Genomic DNA, 18,675 nt, shown 5'->3' on the forward strand with positions numbered 1-18,675 from the left:
TGGCACAGGGCTATTTTGGCAGACAATCGGTGGCCTGTCCGTAATAGTTGTAACAGAGCATTTTCAGTATTCTGTTATTTGCATCGCGCACGATCTGCAATCTGCCCAGTTTGTCATACGAGTATTTTCTGAGGATGTTAACCGGTGAGTTCTCTGACGTCATCCCTACTAGCGGCAGGTAGCTGTAAGTGCTTACGGCCGCTCCTTTAGGATATATCGTAACATCATCGATAGGCTCGGTGGCGTTCACTGTCGGATTGTTAACGGTTAACGGCTGAATCACTTTTTTCCAGCTGCCGCCGGTGTACTTCCAGTAGGAGAGCAGGTACTCCTTGTTGTCGGGCCTTACGAAATTGACAGACAGCGTGCCCCTGAAAGATTTATTTCCCTGGTGGGACACATCAGAGGCTACTCCGGTCAGCGTGCTGTTTTCAAATCCTTCGTAGTATATTTCATTCGCTTCTGCATTGTCTGCTTTCATGACCGGGTAAGCATCGTTGTAACTCCATATAATGGAGGAGGTGAAATTACTGCCGGCGCTCATGGACCTGATATTACCCAGTGGATCATAGGATTTATAAATGACCGCAGGATACATCGTTTTGCCCAGGTTGGAGGTAAACACGGTATCGGGTCTGATGATTCTGCCGTTATTGTACCAGTCTCTATAGCTGACGGTAGTTTTATTACGTTGGACCCCGTTGACGATATTTTCTTCTTCCACAACAGGGAGGATCATATTCCGGTCGATCATTTTCTGGTAAATCCCCTTCGGGTCCTGCCCGGCCCATACCTTATCGGAAGGGTATTTCAGGCTGATAACGGCGGTCTCGTTCCTGCTATTGGTCCGCTCTTCCCTTGAAATTAACTGGTTGGAACTATTATAGCTGTAGTTGGTGGTGGTAGTGACGCTGTCGTTCATCATTGTTTTGCTGGCGAGTGTTACCCATGGAGATTTGACATCGTAATAGCTATACCCGAATTCATATACCCTGTTTTCTATTCTTTCGGCGTCGGTGTAAGTTCTGGCGCAGCAGGTTTTCAGGGAGTCGGCCAGCCGCACCACCCGGAGATAACGCGAAGTAACGAGATTAGGATCGTTCTCTTTGTCATTGAGGTTGTACTTGTTTACTTCCTGTGCTACCAGCTTTTCGGCCCCTGACGGGGGGATAGCAAAGACATCTTTCTGCAGGAGCAAGCCCCTGGCATAACTACGGTCGATTAAAGGGAACTGAAGCCCCCATCCATCGGCTTCAAAACCGTTGTAGATGCCGTTCATGTTGACGGAACTATAACCATTGTAGGCATTGCTGTAGTAATAGTCGGTTCTTCCGGTATTTTTACCATAGTCAATAACTTTCTCAGTTACTTTGTCATATCCCACGTAGCCCCCGCCTGTCATACCCAATACCGTCACCGGTGTAGAACTGAAGGTGCCCACCATGATTTGCGAGAAACTGCAAGCCTGTTGTCCATTTGCATCGTATATCGGCCCACAGGACAATGCCCGTCTGCTGATGGAGTAATTAACCGGCGTGCTGATCAGTGTGCCGGAGGATATTTCCTGCGGTTTGTTGTCTACAACGCCCATTTTCGTATAAGTATACTCTTTTCGGATCAGCGGCTTGTTATCATGACTGTAAATCGTCATTTCCTTTATCCTGATACCTCCGGCGGTGTTATATTGCGCCTGGGATTCGGTGGTAGGCGGGTACCACTTCATATATTCATAGTTAACCGAAATGTCTGGCATTCTTGGAAATACAGGACATTCCCCCCATCTTTTAATGCAAACGATCTCGAGTACGAACCTTATTTTTCCTTCCGGAAAACTCTCAAGATAGCCCTCCGAATTATAACTGAGATTTTCTGTGCCGTCTTTGTTATAGGTGTAATCGCTGGTCATTTTATTATCATGCGCGTTCCATTGATAGAATATACTTTCTTTTCCTTCTTTGTCTATTGAATAGATGATAAAGCGGGGTAGCCAGGCATCTTCAGGTTCTACGCCTCTCATATAATTATTTACTTTAATCGATATTGTGGTTTTCCCGGCGGCCCGTTCCCTTGCATCAACGGTGTGTTCGATGTGACGAGTACTTAAATAGGATGCTGTGCTGTTAAATCCTCCCGATCCATAATAGCCAGGTATCTCCTTCGGCGGTTCGGCGGTACGGTCATACCGGTTCACTTCATAGGTAAAAGAAGTGGACCCGCCGGTTGGGTATTTTATTCTGGTCAGACTGCCAACGGCTGCCTGGTTAGAGGCGACCCTGTCGGCCTTAGCCACGGGGAATGGGTTTTTGTATTTTGTCATCGCCGGATGGCTCTCGATCATATTGGTATTGCTATTGGCGCCATTGTAGTATCCCCATCGGTCCTGTGCATCGGAGAACCGGTTGGGCATAGAATTTTTATCATATTCGAAGGAGTAATAGTCCTGTGTTACTTCGGGCGACGGACGCTGCACAATACTCAGCAGATAAGGCCGGTTAGTGTTGTTGTCGTATTTAAACTCATACTTGTTGATGATGTCTTGTTGAGCATTCCGTACCACTATGCTGTCCAGCAATACGCCTGAGATATCCGCACGCCGTGTTTTTGCATGAAAGTCGATCCTGCCGTCTTTCCAGGTGATAGCCCTGAGTTGGGTTTTACCGCTGACCGCATTGGTAGCGGCGCCCGGGTCAGTAGTGCCGTAATACCCGAATCCGGCGTTTTCCAGCATGGTGGTGGTCAGAAAATCATTTGGTACTGCCTGTGGCAGTACCAGCGCCTGTGATCCTTTTACGTTATAAAATTCGCTTTTGTCATCGTAGGTGAAGACAATGCTGTCCTGTTTGTTGGGAGATACGATTTTGTTCAGGTACCATCCATTGATATTACTCCTGCGCACCATTTTATCATCATCCTGGTAGGTGGTTTTCTCCTGTGCCCCATCCTGGCCAAGGAAGTAAGTGACACCATTGTCATCCAGGATCTCCCAATAACGCTCGCTGAGGCTTCCGGAGAAGAATGCAGGGTAGTGAATCACTTTCAGGTTACTGGCAGGCATGGATTTCATGGAACCATCTTTATCGATAAAGAACTTTCCGCTTTTACCTGCGAAGTTGAAGAAGTACCAGTCCGGCTCCGTGTCATAAGGCGTAGCGCCGGTCTGACTGGCCTCGCTCAGGATCTTGTAATCCCGCGGTTGCCTGGCATCAAATACCTTCGGAAAGTTATCCAGTTCGGTCCGCGTTCTCATATAGCCGTTCATCTCATCGTCAGGTATGCCCTGTACGGTACGGGTGATCATCCCGCCGGCTTCCAGTGCCCAGCCGGTGCCCACCCAGGAAGCAACATCTTCCACTTTGATACCGGAGGCATGGTACGACAACTGTACCGGCAACGACAGATCACGTAGTGAAATAGTGTAGAACGGAACACTGATATTAGCAGTACCTGTATGTAAACTCACCGGCCATTCCCCGTATCGCCCCAGTGCAGAAGCTTCCGGTGAAGAAGGTATCACTTTTACGGGTTCCTTCAGGGGAGGACGTTGGCCTTGGGCCCGGACAGATAAGGTTCCAAACAATGTACTGACAGATAACAGTACTCCTAATATATTTTTCATGGTACAAGAAATAGCCCGGCCGCACATAGGTTCACAGCGGGTCATATAGCATGGTTATCAAAAAAATTTCTGCAAAAGAATAGCGTGCACTATTTTTTTCGGTGGTGCAAAGTACCTCCTTTTTTAAATCCGGCCAAAAAATGTATAGATGCTCGCCAACAGATAGCGCGCAGGGTGTCAGGGAGTTATAGGATAGCAATATGCTTCCGGTTCCCGTCGCAAACAGCCCTTTAAATTGTCTTATCCGGCCCCCTTCTTATTCCCATCTTATTCCCATCTTTGTTGTGTTGAAAACAACCTGCAAACAAGTGGAGCAGCGACCACTACCAAAAACGGGCGGAGCCGAAAAGCCACACGAGTAGGAAGCAAAAGTCTATCTTATGGCAAATAATACTGTCTCCTTGCACAGAATGCTGAAAACTACTCCCGACAAAGTTTTCCGCGCCTTTACAGAGCCGCTGGCGCTGGCTGCATGGCTACCTCCTTACGGATATCTCTGCACTGTTCATGAACTGAATGCGGTGACTGGCGGTTCGCATAAAGCATCGTTTCATAATTTCTCTACGGGCAATGGTCATTCTTTCGGTGGCACCTACCTGGAAGTAAAGCCCAATGAGTTCCTGAAATATACTGATCAGTTCGACGATCCCAATATGCCCGGGGAAATGACCACGTCCGTCTGGATACGGAAAACAGTGGCCGGCACGGAGATAAAGATTACACAGGAGGGGATTCCTGCGATGATACCACCGGAAATGTGTTACCTGGGCTGGCAGGAATCACTGGAGAAACTGGCTAAACTGGTAGAACCGCAGATACCGGATGCCTGATCACATGGCTATACGCTTTTAAAGGAACGGATATGAACACTATTAATGAAACCATCGCCGGACTGGAGCTGGCACAAATAGGCTGGGTGGTGCCTGATATATATGCCGCGGTGAAATTTCTCTCAGGGGCGTTGGGCATTGCTGGTTTTCCTGAACCGGAACATGTCCGTGCGCAGGACCTGGCGATGACCTACCATGGAAAGGTAGTGGCTGCCGAATGGCTCACCACGCAGACATATAACGGTGGTACTTTTATTGAACTGGTCCAGCCGCTTTCCGGGCAAAGCATGTTCCATGATTACCTTGCGCAATATCCAGCCGGCGGCACACAGCATCTGGCATTCCGGCTGCCGGTAAGCGGCTTCGGGCGAGTGACCGACGAACTGCAAAAGCAGGGCTACCCCGTCATCAGTGAAGTGGACCACCCTATTGCCCGGATGGCTTTCTTCGATACTTATAAAACGCTTGGGGTGGTGACAGAGATTATGGGCATCACCCCGGAAGGATGGACGGTGGTGGAACAAATGAAGAAGGGGAGATAAGGCATTTAAGGCGGTATTCGGAATTCCCCTGCTTTCTTCATTTCTTCCATAACGACATGATCGGCAGGCGCCGGGTCTTGCTCTTCCTGCTGTTCGCTCTCATCTTCATCGCAGTATTTATCTATGGTATGTAGTATCCGCAGGAACGTTCCGTGTTCAATGTCAAATTTGACGGAATATTTTGATTCAGAGAAAGTGATATTGTTGTTCATCGCTATTTCTGTGTATACCTGGGTCGAATTAACCAACAATATCATTCAGCGCCCTGAAAATATTCATCGGATATTCTGCCAGCCGGTTGCATAAATACAGATACCATTCCTTTCCATACACGAAATACAATTTGGTGGGATAACCTTCTGCTTTTAGTTTGTCAAGTTGTTCGGTCTGGATGCCATACAGGCTCTCAAATTCGTATTTGTCTTTGTCCGGATGATATTGATGGACCAGCGCTTTGGCTTGCTGTTGTATTTTATCGTGGTGGGTAGCAATGGAGCACAGGTGACCGTTGGACAACAGTTGCGCTACATAGTCCAGGTACGCTTCATCCAGCGCTTCCCCTCTCGGCATGGAAAGCTGAGGAGCGGTTTCAAAGGCGCCTTTGACGATCCTGATGCGGCCAGGCGTTTTCAGCAGTTCGGCAAAATCATCTTTAGAACGGTAAAGGTATGCCTGCAGGGTGATACCTAAGTCGCTATATTCTTTTACTGCGCGTTTGTAGGTATGGAGGATGGCATCCGTGCGTTCGGTGCCTTCCGCGCTGATAATTACTTCTGTTTTTCCTTTGGTTGCTGCTGCGCAGATGGTCATCAGGTTGTTGTAACAAAGGTCTTCCGAAACCGCCAGCCCGATATGGGAGAGGTCCAGCGAGACAGTTGAATACAGGTTTTGCTGGTTGATTTGCTGACAGATCTTCACAAATTCGGTAGTGGCTTCTGCCGCCTCGTGCTCGTTCCGGGTACTCTCGCCCATAAACTCAATGGAGCATTTAAAGCCGTTCCCGTTTTGCTGCATTACTTTGCGGACTGTTTCGTCCAGCGTTTCTCCGCCGATATACCTGTCAGCCGCCTTCTTTAATACGTTAAACAAAACTTCGTTCTCCAGCAGAAATTCCTTTGCCTGTTCGTTTAACGCCGCTTTCCTGAGAGCCATTGAGCCCATACTTAATAACTTATCCATTGGTTTTGCATTTTAGAAGCTGAAGATAAGCATAATCCGCCTGATTGACATTAGCAGCGGTATCTGAAGTTATTTGTAAGAATGCAGTCCCATCCTGTTGCCTTCTGTGTCCGTAAATAGGGCGTAGAAGCCATTCTCCGCGTCGATGAGCGTTTTAGGCAGAAGCACTCTGCCGCCGGCGGGTTCAACTTTATGGAGTACGTTTTGCAGATCATCGCCGCCGTTAAAGTAAACCAGCGTGCCGATCGCGGAGGGCTTATAGTCATCTCCCTTTATCAGGGCCACATTCACAGGTCCGCCGCCGGGAAACAATCCCATCTGCGTTCCCTGCATATCTATCTCCCGGATCCCGATGTTGAAAACAGACTGGTAAAATGCTACCGCACGGGCAAACGATCCGGTGGGGATTTCCACGATTGAAATGAAGTTTTCCATGTCTACTGAAGTTTTCGACAAAACTACAGTACCCGGTGGGCATCAAATTGTAAAATTGCGACACTAGTCCCGGGAATATAACAGCGATGAAAGCGCCATGGAATCGTCGTTCAAAAAGTACCTGGGACTTACGCCCGTAAACTCTTTGAAGTCCTTGATAAAGTGAGCCTGGTCGTGATAGTCGCGCTCATAGGCGATGTTGGTTAAATGGCCTGGCTGTTCATGCAGCAACATTTTCAATACGGCTTGCAGCCGTATGACCTTACCCAGCTGTTTGGGGCTCATACCGATCTGCTTCAGGAATTTCCGTTCCAGCTGTCGCCGTTTGGACAGGTCCACTTCCAGGATGGAATGGATGGAAGTGCCGCCTTTTTTGTGTAGCAGGGCGTCTACCGTCGATTTTACGACCTGGTCGATCGTTGCCTGGCGGTTCAGCCTGTTCATCAGGAAGGTTTCGATGATCTGTATCCTTTGCGTGGTATCGCAGGCGTCGATGATGTCCCGCGTCAGCGTAGCGGATATTTCCGGGCCGAACAACAGTTCGAGCGGTGTTTCTTTATTGGCCAGCTGCTGAATAGGTAGTGTAATAAAATTGGCAAAGCCGTAAGGATAAAAACGGACCGCGAAAGAGTGGACATGCCCGGCGGGTTGTATGAAATAAGGTTCCGTAATTTGTCCCAGCACCATTTCACGGGGTTGGATAATAAAAGTGTCTTCCGACACAAACCGCCGGATGTCATCTCCCAGAATAAAAAACAATTCGATGCACCCGTCCGGCAGCACCCGCTGCCGGGGCGCTTCTTTTTCAGCTGGGACCGCTAATGTCCAGTAACATTTGACGAAGGCGCTCAAATCAGGGTGCGGCGGAAAAGTCTCGTAGGTCATCGAGCTTTTTTTAATTCCAGTTATCGACTTTGACGTCATCAGGAAAAGGGTGTCCCTTCCCCGTTTCTACCAGCGATTTCAGGCTCATCAGGAAGATGGCCCATTTGGTACTGCAATGATGCATGAACTCAACAGGTTCCTTCCAGTCCAGGTGCTTAAATAGTACAATGACATAGTCACGGTCCTGCTTCAGCTCGAAACGGATGGTAGTGCCGATCCATTCCCGGGGGCCGTCGATTACTTCCCATTCTACCAGGCCGGGCGATTGAAGGTTTGTTACTTTCATATCAAACCCGTCTGTACCAAACCGGAATATAACGGTGTTTCCGGTCTGATCACCTTCGCCCCGCGTGTCGGTGGTCCACCAGCCAGCGAGCCCTTCCCTGGTGGTTAAAGCACGGTATACTTCCTCAATAGACATAGTTTTGATCCCTATGCGGTGTAAGATATTTGCCATAACGAATTGTTTTGTCAAATGTACCTTTTTAGGTCAATGCCCGCAGCAGGCAATCCGGACAAAGTCAGGGGGTGATCCGGACACCTGACGATCTATATCACCCTGGTTTCTCTATAAAATAAAAATAATTATCCATCTGAATTATCACTGCAGTTATACATGGTAATTTCATAGCTCAACCAATAATCACTTTTGCAATAACTGATCACTTGAAACCCAATTCCTAAATTCCCTCAAGTCAAAACTATGAGCATTAAATCCTTCTACGTTGCAGGCGGCGTTGCCGTGTTCCTGCTGCTCGGTGCATGTACCAAGCAATTGAAAAACGATTTTTCCGATCCTACCGACGCCTCAAAAGAAAAACTCACTGCCACCGCTGCGCCAGCGCCGGATCCGGACGGTTTAAAACTGCACACATTCCTGAGGGCCAACGGGCCTGCCTACGAAAGCTATACCGTAAGCCTCCAGGAGAACGCTTCTTTTACCACTAAAAACGGCAGGAAGTATACCATTTACCGTAACGCACTGGTAAGGCCTGACGGCAGCCCGGCTTCCGGCACTATCACGTTTACTGTGAAGGAAATCAGCAATGCCTCCGGTATGATCTTCGCGGACAGGCCTACCGCTACTAACACCGGTGCGCCGCTGGAATCTTTCGGTGAGTTTTTTGTGGCCGCCTCACAGGGTACCACACCGCTTAAATTGCGCAAAGACAGCGCCATCAGGGTACAGGTGCCTGCCAAACCAGACGCCCAGCGTATCCCGATGTGGAACGGAGATACCACCATCACCGTTAATACCAGCGGTTATACTTATTTAAACCAGTTTATTACCCTGTCTACTACCGTGAGCGCCAATAAAGGGGTGGACTGGCAGCAGGTAACCAATCCGGCTTCTGCCTATGCGCTGTTTGACGGTACCAACGGTACGCTCAACTTCCGGCTGGACAGCCTCATCAAGTGGACCAACTGCGACCGGTTAATGAGCCTGCCTAATCCTAAAACCACTGTGCTGGCCTATTTTAATTCCAATTACAATCCGGCCACCGGCAGCAGCTTTGGCGGTGAGGAACCTACTATGCTGTACTTCAAACCTACTGGTATTAACAGCATCATCAAATTCTACAATACCATCTTCACGCCACCGGCTGGTTTTGAGGGCTTCCTGAGCTATCAGAACGCTATCCCGGTTGGACAGAGTGGCACTTTCCTGGCCATCTCTTCTATTGGCGGTCAATTCTATGCCGAACAGAAAACAGTAACGATCGCTGCTCCTCCTGCCGGTAAGAACTACACTACCGTCACTTTTAATCCTGCTCCGGTTAGCGCTACTACACTTATTGCGCTGATCAACAGCATGAACACCAAGTAATCAGCTATCATAAAAATAGCCGTTAACGGGTTGATTAACGGCTATTTTTTTATCATCTTTTAATACAGATCGCTTATTTTTTTTGTTTCTCCATCTCCGCCACCCGCTTTTCCAGTGCCTCATTCTTTTTATTCAGCTGGATGATATACAGGGTGAGTTCCTCTACTTTCTGTAACAGGGTAGCGTTCATATCGCCAATGTCGATACCGTTTTCCTGTACTTCTTTCGCTGTCGGCACATCGGGGAGATGTTTGTGTTGCTGTATATAACCCTCCAGTTCCTGCAGGGAAGGCAGCCGGTAGTTTTCATGAAACACAAAATCAGCCCAGGAAGTCTGCTGGGTCACCTTTATTCTCCTGGCGCCCACGGTGCCGTCTACCGCGAGTTTATACGTGCCCGGATTGAGGGTGCCTATACCTACATTCCCATCTGCCCTTACAGACAACAGGCTTCTAGCACCTTCGTTGGTGTTGCCTGAACCGAGAGGGCTGACATTACCGGCAACATTCAACGCATAGTAGTTGGGAGAGTTGTTTTCGACGCCTATCATCACACCATATTGTTGTCCCCATAGCAAGGCTGCGGCGGCGCCGGAATTATTGTAAGCGACCGTATGGAGCACATATCGGGGTGATGGAAGCCCGATGCCTACCTTTCCGCTGCCATCCCGCTGTAACACCAGGTTACCACCTGCTGTAGTACCATTGGTAAAAGTTTGTATGAGCCCATAACCTTCTGCGCCTTCGGTAGTACCGGCTATCCGGATATTGGATTTGGCGGCGTCCCCGATCTTCAGCCCGAAAGTGTTGGTGCTGGTGGCTATGTCCAGGGGAGCAATCGGTGAAGCGGTGCCAATACCAATGTTACCATCTGACTTCACGACCAGCCGCTCCCTGGGTGTACTGCCTGTAACAAACAGAATATCTTTGCCTTGTATACCGGCTTGCAGAATAAGATTGTCAAAGGCGTTAAACGGATAGGCCATTGTAGCAATACCACTTCTAAAGATGGTGGGCTGGTTGCCATCGGCGCCGGTAGTATAGGTCTGCGCCAGCCCCAATAGTTTTATCTTACCACCGATGTTCAGGCAGTTTTCAGCTACGCCGCCAGCCGGCGCCATGCCTATCCAGACATTTTTAGTGGTGTAGTTTCCGTTGTCAGTAATAGATTGCAAGGTTTGGGAAAATGCACATACAGCGCTACAGAGCGCTATCACAGTAAGGGATATAATTTTCATGATGGATTAACGTTTGGCGTAAAAATAATGGTTTTCAGGGCACTACGGAAAGGAAAAGTAAAAAAAGGATAAAGCCTCATCTCCGGATATTTTTAAAATTTTTTCCGACCCTGCTGACATAAGGTTGTCAAAACCGGGGTCTATTTTTGTTAAACAATCATTCAAAAAACTATCCATATGGCACATTCATCAGTATTACGCGGCATGGCAACACTCACCTTTTACGCCGCCGACCACGCCGCAGCAAAAAAATGGTATTCCGAATTCCTCGGCATAACACCCTATTTTGACATGCCTGGCTATTTCGAGTTCCGTCTGGGCGACTATCAGCATGAGCTGGGAGTAATAGACAGCCAGTACGCTCCTCCGGGCAGGTCCGCAGACACCGGCGGCGCCGTGACCTACTGGCATGTGGATGACATCAAAGCTACTTTAGACCGGCTGATAGCGCTGGGCGCCACGGTATTTGAGCCTATTACCCAACGCGGGCAGGAGGGAAGCGGCTTTGCTACAGCAGCGGTAACAGACCCCTTCGGAAATATTATCGGTATCATGACCAACCCACATTACCAGGAAATTCTTCAACAGAAAAATAATTTATAGCTATGGAAACCCTTGACGGAAGACAAGCCGTATATGCCCCCACCAGGGCCGAATGGCGGAAGTGGCTGGCGAAGAATAGCCAGGCGGAAGCAGGTGTATGGCTTATACAATATCGTAAAAAAAGCAAGGTACGCTGCGTCTCCCTGATTGAAGCAACAGAAGAAGCGCTGTGCTTCGGCTGGATCGACAGCAAAGCCAAAAAGCGGGATGAAGAAAGCTTCTACCTGACATTTACACCCCGCAAAGCAAAAAGCAAGTGGAGCAAACCTAATATCGAACGGGCAGGCCGGATGATCGCGGCGGGACTGATGACAGCGCAGGGCCAGGAAAAGATCGACCTGGCAAAGCGTACGGGGATGTGGGTGGAAGAATAAGGTAAACCAGCTGGAATGAGCCCTCATTGCCCTAATTCCAGTTGGTTTCGTATCAGTTCGAAATATTTTTTCCTGCTGCTGACCAGTTCGGTATGGGTACCTTGTTCAGATAGCTGTCCTCCCTCCAATACGATAATCTGATCGGCATTTTTAACGGTACTTAACCGGTGGGCAACCAAACTACTACCGTGTTGTGTCCGCTGATATGCGGAGTTGTCTAAGGGATTCAAATCGGGTTAAATGGTTACTTAAATATGATGCTGTCTGGCTATCTTGTTCTGTTGGCCTCTTCGCTATTGCCCGGATCTTTTTTTCTAACGGTCTTAACTTTATTGCTTCCTATTTTTTTAACTATGGAAAGTCTGACGTAACGGGTGTCGCTGAATCCGGTCATATCAGACACAGAAAGGTCGTTTGTGGTGTAGAAATGTTTTAGCCGCTGGGTATTAAATATATCTCCTGCATAGAAAGATACCGACAGGTTATGTGCAGGTATATTTCGTGTAAAACCTATTCCGACTTCTCCGAAGCCGCTGATTTCGCTGTTGGCGGTAACCATCTTGCTAAAATAACTCCCGTTAATAGAGGCGTCTATTTTGCTTCCGAAAAGATTGGTGAACTGCTGGGAAAGATTACACATGTATAGGTAATCTCTGGTACGGATATGAGTTTGAGGGGCATCCACCTGTTGCCGTTGCAACGTAAGGGTATTGGAAAGGCTAATTTTCCACCGTTCTTTTATGATTGACTTATTGATGACACTTACTAAACTCCAGTTATCCGCGTTGCCATAGTTGAACCTGTCAAGCAGCGTTGTGTCAGGAGGAATGACGATTGCTATTTGTTCAAAAAGGCGGGTGCTTTTTGTGTAGCGTGCCATAAAAATATAATCGTGGTACATTGTGTAGGCCAGCTCCATCATAATGCTGTTGGAGGGGCTTAATTCAGGATTTCCTTTCACAAGATATTTGTCGCTGATTACAAAAATGAAAGGATTTAGTTGTGCATACGCGGGGCGCCGGATATCGCTTTTCATTGAAAATGATAGTGTATTATTATCATTAACAGTGTAATTGATATATGCGGTAGGGAATACATTTATATAGTGCTGGTCATGGAATTCTTTAGCGGTTGTAAGCCTGTTCTTTAAGTTCGTTTGTTCCAGTCTCGCTCCTGCTTTTATCTCCAGGTGCTTATTGATTTTTTTATATAGTGAAATATAAGCTGCACTGATCCATTCCTGGTACGTGAAGTCATTTGACCGGAGGTGATTGGGAATCCAGTTGCCGTTGCTAAAGTTATCAAAAGCCAGAAGGTTATTGGTCCGGGTATGGGAAAACCGTATACCTGTCTCCATTTTCACATTCTTAAGGACCAGCTGATTGTAATCCGCTTTTATGGCGTAGTTGTTAATCAACTGTCGGGTGTCGGTACGATTCCCGTTATGTACTATCTCGGGTGTCTGCTTGTTATAGGAGAAAAATTCGGCCTGCTGATTATTTTGATAATTGAAATAGTCGGCGCTGACTGCAAATTCCCTTTTATGTTTCTTATCGAGGTATTGGTAGTTAAGATTTAACGAAAGAAAGTTGGTATTGCGTGTTTCCGGGTTGGTGTTGGTGTATAGTTGTTTTTGACCGGGGGCATTGATCTCATTAAACCCGCTGTTGTAATCATTGGAATGGGTTGTTCTGAAGTCGATGGTGGCCCCTAATGCGGACGAGGGATTAATGGTATAATCCACGGACGTGGACAGGCCAATACTGTTTTCCGGTTTTTTGATAGTTTGATTGTGTATCAACTCCTGTTGTTGGGTATTTCCGAGGTAGTTGATGACATTGTCGTTATAAAAATAAGCTCTCCGTGAGCTGCCGTTTACCATCAGTTGCTGGCCAAACTTCCGGTTGCGGTAGTTGAGTTGTAAACCTCCGCCTGGCGTATTATAGGTGGCCTGCCTGTCAGCTATGTTTATACTTCCGTTTAAACCAATGGATTCATCCTTCTTAAGTAAGATATTAATGATACCTCCGGGATTGCCGGCTTCATATTTACTGGAGGGTACTGTAATTACCTCAATGCTCGTTATATTATCCGCGGGCAGGTTGTTTAAATATTGCTGAAGGTCGCGGCCACTCAAAATACTTCGGCGATTATTGATGTACACGGATACCCCCTGTAATCCAAGAATTGATAAGGTGCCGGATTCCCGGGCGTTGACAAGCGGTGTTTGTTTTAATACGTCCCAAACGTTGTTACCAATCACTAAACCCGTATTTTGCACGTTAAATACAAATCGGTCTATTTTTTTCTCAAATACAGGTTTGGTGGCCATGATGGTGGCGCCTTTCAGTTCCGTGGGAACAGGTTTTAATGTTACTGTAACAAAAGTATCTTTGATCAGGTTTATCTGCATACTATCGGCACTATATCCCATTCCGTTCACTTTCAGCGTATAGGTGCCCTGGGGCAGTTTGTCAAAAGCAAACCGGCCTGCTTTCCCGGTCACGGTATTATAAACTTGTCCAGTCGTCCCGGACAATGCTATATGCATATTGGTTAGTAGTTGATGATTGCTGTCTGCCACAATTCCTTGTAGACTGTATTGCGCCCAGGTTGGGAGCCAGGCTAAAAAGAGGAGGGATGCTAAGCTAATTGCCTTTAAAGACATAGGAAGATTAAATTATCTTCTGGTAATTAACAATTAAGGTTATTTTGCCGGGCATCTTCTCATGATCGGGTTTCCGGCTAAAAAGATAGGGTATTCCCGTGAAACAAAAAAAATATGGGCAATGGGGGAAGGAATCCGGTAACAAAAAAGAACGATGTCTCTGCACGGGCTTTTTTGTTACCGGACAAACATGTTTACTGGTTGCTATCCTGTTTCTTTTCTACTGCTTCCATCCGTTTTCTTAAATCTTCATTCTCCTTTTTCATTTCGATCAGGTAGAGTGTTAATTCCTCTATTTTCTGTAGTAGTTTCTTATTCATGTCACCGACGTCCTGCCCATTTTGTTCTATTTCTTTTTGGGAAGGGATTTCGGGTAAATGTCTGTGTTCTTTGACAAAACGTTCTACTTCCAGTAATCCGGGCAGTTTGTACTCGGGATGGAATACGAAATCTGCCCACCCGGTTTGGGTAACTTTGATCCTTTGGGCAAAGATATCGCCTTTTACCGCCAGCTTGGCCTGAGGCACGGAGGTGCCTATGCCTACGTTGCCATCGCCTCTTACGTACAGCAGGGGCTTGCCGCCGCCCGGTGCACTGGAGCCGTCGGCCTTAGCGTTATTCAGTACCGCAAAGGCATAGTTGGCCGCAGTTGCATTGAGCGTGCCTATGGCCGTTCCATAGTTTTCTCCCCACAGATACGCCGCTGCTTTGTTCGTGTTACCATGTGAGAGTACATGTAGTGCATAATTAGGAACTACCCCCGCGCCTATGTTTCCGGGTACGGACAGATTCCCCTGTATATCCTGATAGGGAAGCGGATAAAAGCGGTTATTATCAAAATCGCATTTTAGTCCATTGATGCTTGTGGTAGCTAAAAATCCTACCGGCGTGGTCGTCGTCTGAGCGTAGGGGGCTGCTACAATGGGGGAAGCGTGAAACTGGGCCAGAGTGCGGTAAGCAATCAGTCCCCATTTGTAGTTCGATTTAAGCCATAGCGCATCATTATATACATAGAAAGTGGCCGCCGCCGGGTTTCCCGAAACACACCGGATTTCAAGGCCGTCAAACCTGCCTGGCGTTCCGTCAAACTTATCTACCCTGATCTGGTAGGTACCCTGCTGGTCATAAAAGTTGGCGTCGCCACTGACAGCCAGTTCGATCACCGTAGCATAACGTGAGGCGCTGCCATTTACCTGTACCAGTTTGTAATAGTAGGGGTCATTAGGACTGGCGGGGGCTTGTGTGGGGCCCATTCCCACCCAGCCGGTGTCAACGGGTGCTGCTGCCCTGGCATGGGCGTAATGAGAGATAGTCGTTAGTAACAAACTAAGAACGAACACATGGCATAAGCGAAAAGTTAATTTCATAGATAAGATGATTTTAAAAGTAATGTTTAACTGAGAAACGAAGTGGCCTGGTTTCTACAGGCCGCGCAGGCTTTCGGGTTAATGACATGTCAGCTATTTTATAGATACAGACGGTTTTGAAACAGATTTAAAAATGATATAATCAGGCGGTTACCTTTGTAAAGGTAGTACAAAAAAAATCTTCATCATTTTTGTTTGCCAACTACTTCGGCCTTGATATAACTGCGGACGACCTAATGCTGGGTTTGATTTTTATACACAGCTACCTGAGTGGCCCAGGGACTTTCTATTAACCATATTGCGGAAAAAATATTTGTAGTGCCGAATACAGTGAAATATTATCGACGGAAGATATTTGAGCGGTTAGAAGTGGGGAGTATTGCGGATGCGTTGGCGCAGGCGGTGAATAATAGGATGATATAATGGGTCCGATCTCTTGATTCCTCTACGTCATTATACCACAAAGCCAGTTTCTTAAACGCCTCTTCTTTACACTTGCACTGCCTGTAAACCTCACCCAGACGCAGGGATAGTTGATAGGATTTATGAATGAGGGGATAGTGGCTGAATAGTAATTCCGCCCTCTGCTGCTGCATTCTGGTCCATAGTCTGGGATGTTTAAACAGCAAATATCTGCTTCCGGCTAACAACTGCTTAGCGGTGTCGCCATTGGGTAGCCTGAAAGGTTCATACTTTATTGCTGTCCGTTTCGCTTGCTCATATTCCTGATTTTCCTGTTCCAGGGCCTCCCAGCGATGTTTTATTCTTATTTGCTGCACTGCGTCAAAAGCCAGGTGTTGCACATGGAAGCGATCTATCACCCTATGGGCGTTGGTGAAGCAGGCTTTAACGGCGCTATTGAGGCTGCCAGACATATCAATCGTAACTTCCTGTACTCTCTGGCGTAGGCGCTTACGGATTTTAAATAGTATTTCTTTGAGAAATTCAGACTGAGTGACCTTGATCATAGCCACTATTGAGCCTTTACGCCCTTTAGCCAGCTTGTTGGTGACGATTGTATACAATTCCCCGCTGGAAAAGGCCGTTTCGTCTATACTTAATGCAGGGCCAATGTTTTGTTCAAAAAGCATCCACAGGGAAGCATGTTCTTTCTGCTCCCAACTGGAAAAATCACTTAAATGATGTTTGTATTGTTGACCGACCTGTTTTCCGTCAACTCCGTAGATATGGCCAAGCTGAACGGGGCTGATAGGGTGATTATCTAAGTAATCCTTTTAAAAAGTAACCGAACTCCAACGTCATTCGCGTACCTTTCTTTACTATTTCCCAATCTCTTGTTACTGTTTCTCCGGTAGCTACGACCTCCCACCGGCGGCGTTTTACATATAAAGTAACCTTCTTTCTGCGGATAGGAAAATCCTGAACTGCAACGGGGGGAAGGAAGTCCTTGGCGTGAAGTTTTTTATGCTGATGCTCAGCGGGAACAATATTCTTTTCTTCTAAATAAATACTAATCTCAGTCTCATTTTGAGAAGCATCAGTTATCTCAAAATAATATAAAATCCCTTCTGGGAGCAGGGCCTCAATCAGAAGGCTAAAATTCTTATCCACGGCTATCAATCTTAGTTGGACGCAAAAAAACTATTTTTTACGCTATCCCCTAACTTTTCAACTTGATCCCAAAAAAGGATACATAAAACAGTTTTACTTTTAGTGTATCCTTTTTTAATTCGTTCACTTTATGTGTCCTGCCATTATTGAATTTTTCAGTAAGTTTGAAAGCCCAAACAATGGTCATTGTTTATGCTTGAGAAATCATTTCTTGCAGATATTAGAAAAATGCTTTCAGCTGCCAGGCAAAAAGCATATGCTGCTGTTAGTTCTACAATGGTGGATGCTTATTGGCAGATTGGCAAACGTATTATTGAGGAAGAACAAAATGGAAATGAAAAAACTAATTATGGAACCTTTTTATTGAAAGAATTGGCCAAACATTTGACAATAGAGTTTGGAAAAGGATTTGAAGAAAGGGAGTTGCGTCGTATAAGGCAATTTTACCAGACATTTCCAATTCGGGACGCACTGCGTCCCGAATTGACCTGGACGCATTATAGAATATTATTGCGTGTAGAAAGCTCAACTGCACGGGATTACTATATAAGCGAAACTGCTGCGCAATCATGGAGTACCCGGCAGTTGGAACGCAATATCAATACACTATATTATGAACGCTTATTATCTACACAAAATAAAAGTGCTGCATTAAGAGATGAGCTACACATGGAAAAGGTTATATCAAGCGATATTATTAAAGACCCGTATGTTTTAGAATTCTTGGGATTGGAGCGGCCAACAGGATATTCGGAAAGCGAGATCGAAACCGCCATTATTAGTAATTTGCAATCGTTTTTACTGGAATTAGGTAAAGGATTTTCATTTGTAGGCAGGCAATATCGAATTAAAACTGACACAAAAGTCTTTTATATAGATTTGGTGTTTTATAACTACATTTTAAAGTGTTTCGTATTAATTGATTTGAAAATCAATGAATTAACACATCAAGATATCGGGCAAATGGATATGTATGTACGTATGTTCGAAGACCTGAAAAAAACAGAGGGTGATAATCCAACGATTGGAATAATATTCTGTGCCGAAAAAGATCATACGATAGTAAAGTACAGCATACTTGAAGAAAATAAACAATTATTTGCATCGAAGTACCGACTTGTTTTACCAACTGAAGAAGAATTGAGAGCCGAACTAGAGAGAGAAAAACAGTTGATCCGTGAACAAATTGAAAGCAGAAATTAGTAAAACGGTTCTGGTATAAAATAAGTTATTCCAGAAGGATATAGTCTCAGCGGGATCACAGAAACTTTCCAAAACCTGTGCTGGTCAAAGGTTTTGTTCTTTTAAGGGGATATTATCCATCAAAACCGTTGCCAGGACTATCAGAACTCATTATCTGGGCATCCTCAACTTCTTCAATAACAGAGCGACAAATGCTGCTGCAGAGGCTTTTAATGCCAAAATAAAATCCTTTAGAAATGCGCTAAGAGGTGTACGGGATATAGAATTTTTTCTCTACCGATTAACTAAATTATATGCTTAACTTTTTACGCTATCCCCCAACCTTTCAACTTGATC

At 46.2% G+C, this 18,675-nt stretch carries 18 protein-coding genes and 1 pseudogene; 8 read left to right on the plus strand and 11 right to left on the minus strand.

The window, feature by feature from the left end:
• Positions 1 to 10: 10 nt before the first annotated feature.
• Complete coding sequence (locus B5D63_RS28015; protein WP_143313135.1) at positions 11 to 3,616, minus strand: hypothetical protein; 3,606 nt, start codon at positions 3,614 to 3,616, stop codon at positions 11 to 13.
• Between the two features lie 380 nt (positions 3,617 to 3,996).
• Here B5D63_RS28015 and B5D63_RS28020 point away from each other — a divergent pair, with 380 nt between their 5' ends.
• Together B5D63_RS28020 and B5D63_RS28025 are read left to right on the plus strand one after the other, a co-directional pair.
• Complete coding sequence (locus tag B5D63_RS28020) at positions 3,997 to 4,446, plus strand: SRPBCC family protein (protein WP_078672172.1); 450 nt, start codon at positions 3,997 to 3,999, stop codon at positions 4,444 to 4,446.
• Between the two features lie 32 nt (positions 4,447 to 4,478).
• On the plus strand, positions 4,479 to 4,988 hold the full coding sequence (locus tag B5D63_RS28025) for a VOC family protein (protein WP_078672173.1): 510 nt from the start codon (positions 4,479 to 4,481) through the stop codon (positions 4,986 to 4,988).
• 5 nt (positions 4,989 to 4,993) lie between these two features.
• Here B5D63_RS28025 and B5D63_RS28030 read toward each other — a convergent pair whose 3' ends face one another.
• The 5 genes from B5D63_RS28030 to B5D63_RS28050 all read right to left on the minus strand — a co-directional run bounded on the left by B5D63_RS28030 (position 4,994) and on the right by B5D63_RS28050 (position 7,944).
• Positions 4,994 to 5,200 carry a hypothetical protein gene (locus B5D63_RS28030; RefSeq protein ID WP_143313136.1) on the minus strand — a complete coding sequence of 69 codons (207 nt, stop codon included), beginning with the start codon at positions 5,198 to 5,200 and terminating at the stop codon, positions 4,994 to 4,996.
• Positions 5,201 to 5,228: 28 nt separating this feature from the next.
• Positions 5,229 to 6,167 (minus strand): proline dehydrogenase family protein, encoded by a 939-nt coding sequence (locus B5D63_RS28035; RefSeq protein ID WP_078672175.1) that lies wholly within the window; start codon positions 6,165 to 6,167, stop codon positions 5,229 to 5,231.
• A gap of 69 nt (positions 6,168 to 6,236) precedes the next feature.
• A complete protein-coding gene (locus B5D63_RS28040; protein WP_078672176.1) occupies positions 6,237 to 6,602 on the minus strand; it encodes a VOC family protein in 366 nt (121 codons plus the stop codon).
• A gap of 63 nt (positions 6,603 to 6,665) precedes the next feature.
• Complete coding sequence (locus B5D63_RS28045) at positions 6,666 to 7,487, minus strand: AraC family transcriptional regulator (protein WP_078672177.1); 822 nt, start codon at positions 7,485 to 7,487, stop codon at positions 6,666 to 6,668.
• A gap of 10 nt (positions 7,488 to 7,497) precedes the next feature.
• Positions 7,498 to 7,944, minus strand: coding sequence for an SRPBCC family protein (locus tag B5D63_RS28050; protein ID WP_078672178.1), 447 nt, complete (start codon positions 7,942 to 7,944; stop codon positions 7,498 to 7,500).
• Positions 7,945 to 8,190: 246 nt separating this feature from the next.
• On the opposite strand from B5D63_RS28050, the gene B5D63_RS28055 reads away from it, so the two are divergent.
• The gene (locus B5D63_RS28055; protein WP_078672179.1) at positions 8,191 to 9,315 is read left to right on the plus strand and encodes a hypothetical protein; all 1,125 of its coding nucleotides are present in this window, start codon (positions 8,191 to 8,193) and stop codon (positions 9,313 to 9,315) included.
• Between the two features lie 73 nt (positions 9,316 to 9,388).
• On the opposite strand, the gene B5D63_RS28060 is transcribed toward B5D63_RS28055, so the two are convergent.
• Positions 9,389 to 10,552, minus strand: a complete 1,164-nt coding sequence (locus B5D63_RS28060; protein WP_143313137.1) for a hypothetical protein — start codon at positions 10,550 to 10,552, stop codon at positions 9,389 to 9,391.
• A gap of 177 nt (positions 10,553 to 10,729) precedes the next feature.
• Between B5D63_RS28060 and B5D63_RS28065 the strand changes: the two genes are divergently transcribed.
• Both B5D63_RS28065 and B5D63_RS28070 read left to right on the plus strand, forming a co-directional pair.
• Complete coding sequence (locus B5D63_RS28065) at positions 10,730 to 11,155, plus strand: VOC family protein (protein WP_078672181.1); 426 nt, start codon at positions 10,730 to 10,732, stop codon at positions 11,153 to 11,155.
• 2 nt (positions 11,156 to 11,157) lie between these two features.
• Positions 11,158 to 11,529, plus strand: a complete 372-nt coding sequence (locus tag B5D63_RS28070; protein ID WP_078672182.1) for a YdeI/OmpD-associated family protein — start codon at positions 11,158 to 11,160, stop codon at positions 11,527 to 11,529.
• A 268-nt stretch (positions 11,530 to 11,797) separates the two neighbouring features.
• On the opposite strand, the gene B5D63_RS28075 is transcribed toward B5D63_RS28070, so the two are convergent.
• Positions 11,798 to 14,197 (minus strand): TonB-dependent receptor, encoded by a 2,400-nt coding sequence (locus tag B5D63_RS28075; protein ID WP_078672183.1) that lies wholly within the window; start codon positions 14,195 to 14,197, stop codon positions 11,798 to 11,800.
• A gap of 194 nt (positions 14,198 to 14,391) precedes the next feature.
• On the minus strand, positions 14,392 to 15,564 hold the full coding sequence (locus B5D63_RS28080; RefSeq protein ID WP_143313139.1) for a hypothetical protein: 1,173 nt from the start codon (positions 15,562 to 15,564) through the stop codon (positions 14,392 to 14,394).
• 318 nt (positions 15,565 to 15,882) lie between these two features.
• Between B5D63_RS28080 and B5D63_RS35895 the strand changes: the two genes are divergently transcribed.
• Complete coding sequence (locus tag B5D63_RS35895; RefSeq protein WP_449384859.1) at positions 15,883 to 15,987, plus strand: hypothetical protein; 105 nt, start codon at positions 15,883 to 15,885, stop codon at positions 15,985 to 15,987.
• A gap of 20 nt (positions 15,988 to 16,007) precedes the next feature.
• Here the strand turns inward: B5D63_RS35895 and B5D63_RS35515 are convergent.
• A pseudogene (locus B5D63_RS35515) lies at positions 16,008 to 16,775 on the minus strand (ISAon1 family transposase); the annotation flags it as partial.
• A gap of 7 nt (positions 16,776 to 16,782) precedes the next feature.
• The gene (locus B5D63_RS28095) at positions 16,783 to 17,136 is read right to left on the minus strand and encodes an ISAon1 family transposase N-terminal region protein (RefSeq protein ID WP_235021641.1); all 354 of its coding nucleotides are present in this window, start codon (positions 17,134 to 17,136) and stop codon (positions 16,783 to 16,785) included.
• Between the two features lie 192 nt (positions 17,137 to 17,328).
• Between B5D63_RS28095 and B5D63_RS28100 the strand changes: the two genes are divergently transcribed.
• Both B5D63_RS28100 and B5D63_RS28105 read left to right on the plus strand, forming a co-directional pair.
• Positions 17,329 to 18,339: a PDDEXK nuclease domain-containing protein gene (locus B5D63_RS28100; RefSeq protein WP_078672369.1), complete on the plus strand. Its 1,011-nt coding sequence runs from the start codon at positions 17,329 to 17,331 to the stop codon at positions 18,337 to 18,339.
• Positions 18,340 to 18,448: 109 nt separating this feature from the next.
• A complete protein-coding gene (locus tag B5D63_RS28105; protein ID WP_449384860.1) occupies positions 18,449 to 18,640 on the plus strand; it encodes a transposase in 192 nt (63 codons plus the stop codon).
• Positions 18,641 to 18,675: the final 35 nt, after the last annotated feature.

This window comes from Chitinophaga eiseniae (assembly GCF_900167135.1).
Taxonomy (GTDB): Bacteria; Bacteroidota; Bacteroidia; order Chitinophagales; family Chitinophagaceae; genus Chitinophaga; species Chitinophaga eiseniae.

What these genes read in the sequence shown, in the direction of transcription:
- B5D63_RS28015 (WP_143313135.1), bottom strand. Translation starts at nt 3,616, where the DNA reads ATGAAAAATATATTAGGAGTACTGTTATCTGTCAGTACATTGTTTGGA.
- B5D63_RS28020 (WP_078672172.1), top strand. Translation starts at nt 3,997, where the DNA reads ATGGCAAATAATACTGTCTCCTTGCACAGAATGCTGAAAACTACTCCC.
- B5D63_RS28025 (WP_078672173.1), top strand. Translation starts at nt 4,479, where the DNA reads ATGAACACTATTAATGAAACCATCGCCGGACTGGAGCTGGCACAAATA.
- B5D63_RS28030 (WP_143313136.1), bottom strand. Translation starts at nt 5,200, where the DNA reads ATGAACAACAATATCACTTTCTCTGAATCAAAATATTCCGTCAAATTT.
- B5D63_RS28035 (WP_078672175.1), bottom strand. Translation starts at nt 6,167, where the DNA reads ATGGATAAGTTATTAAGTATGGGCTCAATGGCTCTCAGGAAAGCGGCG.
- B5D63_RS28040 (WP_078672176.1), bottom strand. Translation starts at nt 6,602, where the DNA reads ATGGAAAACTTCATTTCAATCGTGGAAATCCCCACCGGATCGTTTGCC.
- B5D63_RS28045 (WP_078672177.1), bottom strand. Translation starts at nt 7,487, where the DNA reads ATGACCTACGAGACTTTTCCGCCGCACCCTGATTTGAGCGCCTTCGTC.
- B5D63_RS28050 (WP_078672178.1), bottom strand. Translation starts at nt 7,944, where the DNA reads ATGGCAAATATCTTACACCGCATAGGGATCAAAACTATGTCTATTGAG.
- B5D63_RS28055 (WP_078672179.1), top strand. Translation starts at nt 8,191, where the DNA reads ATGAGCATTAAATCCTTCTACGTTGCAGGCGGCGTTGCCGTGTTCCTG.
- B5D63_RS28060 (WP_143313137.1), bottom strand. Translation starts at nt 10,552, where the DNA reads ATGAAAATTATATCCCTTACTGTGATAGCGCTCTGTAGCGCTGTATGT.
- B5D63_RS28065 (WP_078672181.1), top strand. Translation starts at nt 10,730, where the DNA reads ATGGCACATTCATCAGTATTACGCGGCATGGCAACACTCACCTTTTAC.
- B5D63_RS28070 (WP_078672182.1), top strand. Translation starts at nt 11,158, where the DNA reads ATGGAAACCCTTGACGGAAGACAAGCCGTATATGCCCCCACCAGGGCC.
- B5D63_RS28075 (WP_078672183.1), bottom strand. Translation starts at nt 14,197, where the DNA reads ATGTCTTTAAAGGCAATTAGCTTAGCATCCCTCCTCTTTTTAGCCTGG.
- B5D63_RS28080 (WP_143313139.1), bottom strand. Translation starts at nt 15,564, where the DNA reads ATGAAATTAACTTTTCGCTTATGCCATGTGTTCGTTCTTAGTTTGTTA.
- B5D63_RS28100 (WP_078672369.1), top strand. Translation starts at nt 17,329, where the DNA reads ATGCTTGAGAAATCATTTCTTGCAGATATTAGAAAAATGCTTTCAGCT.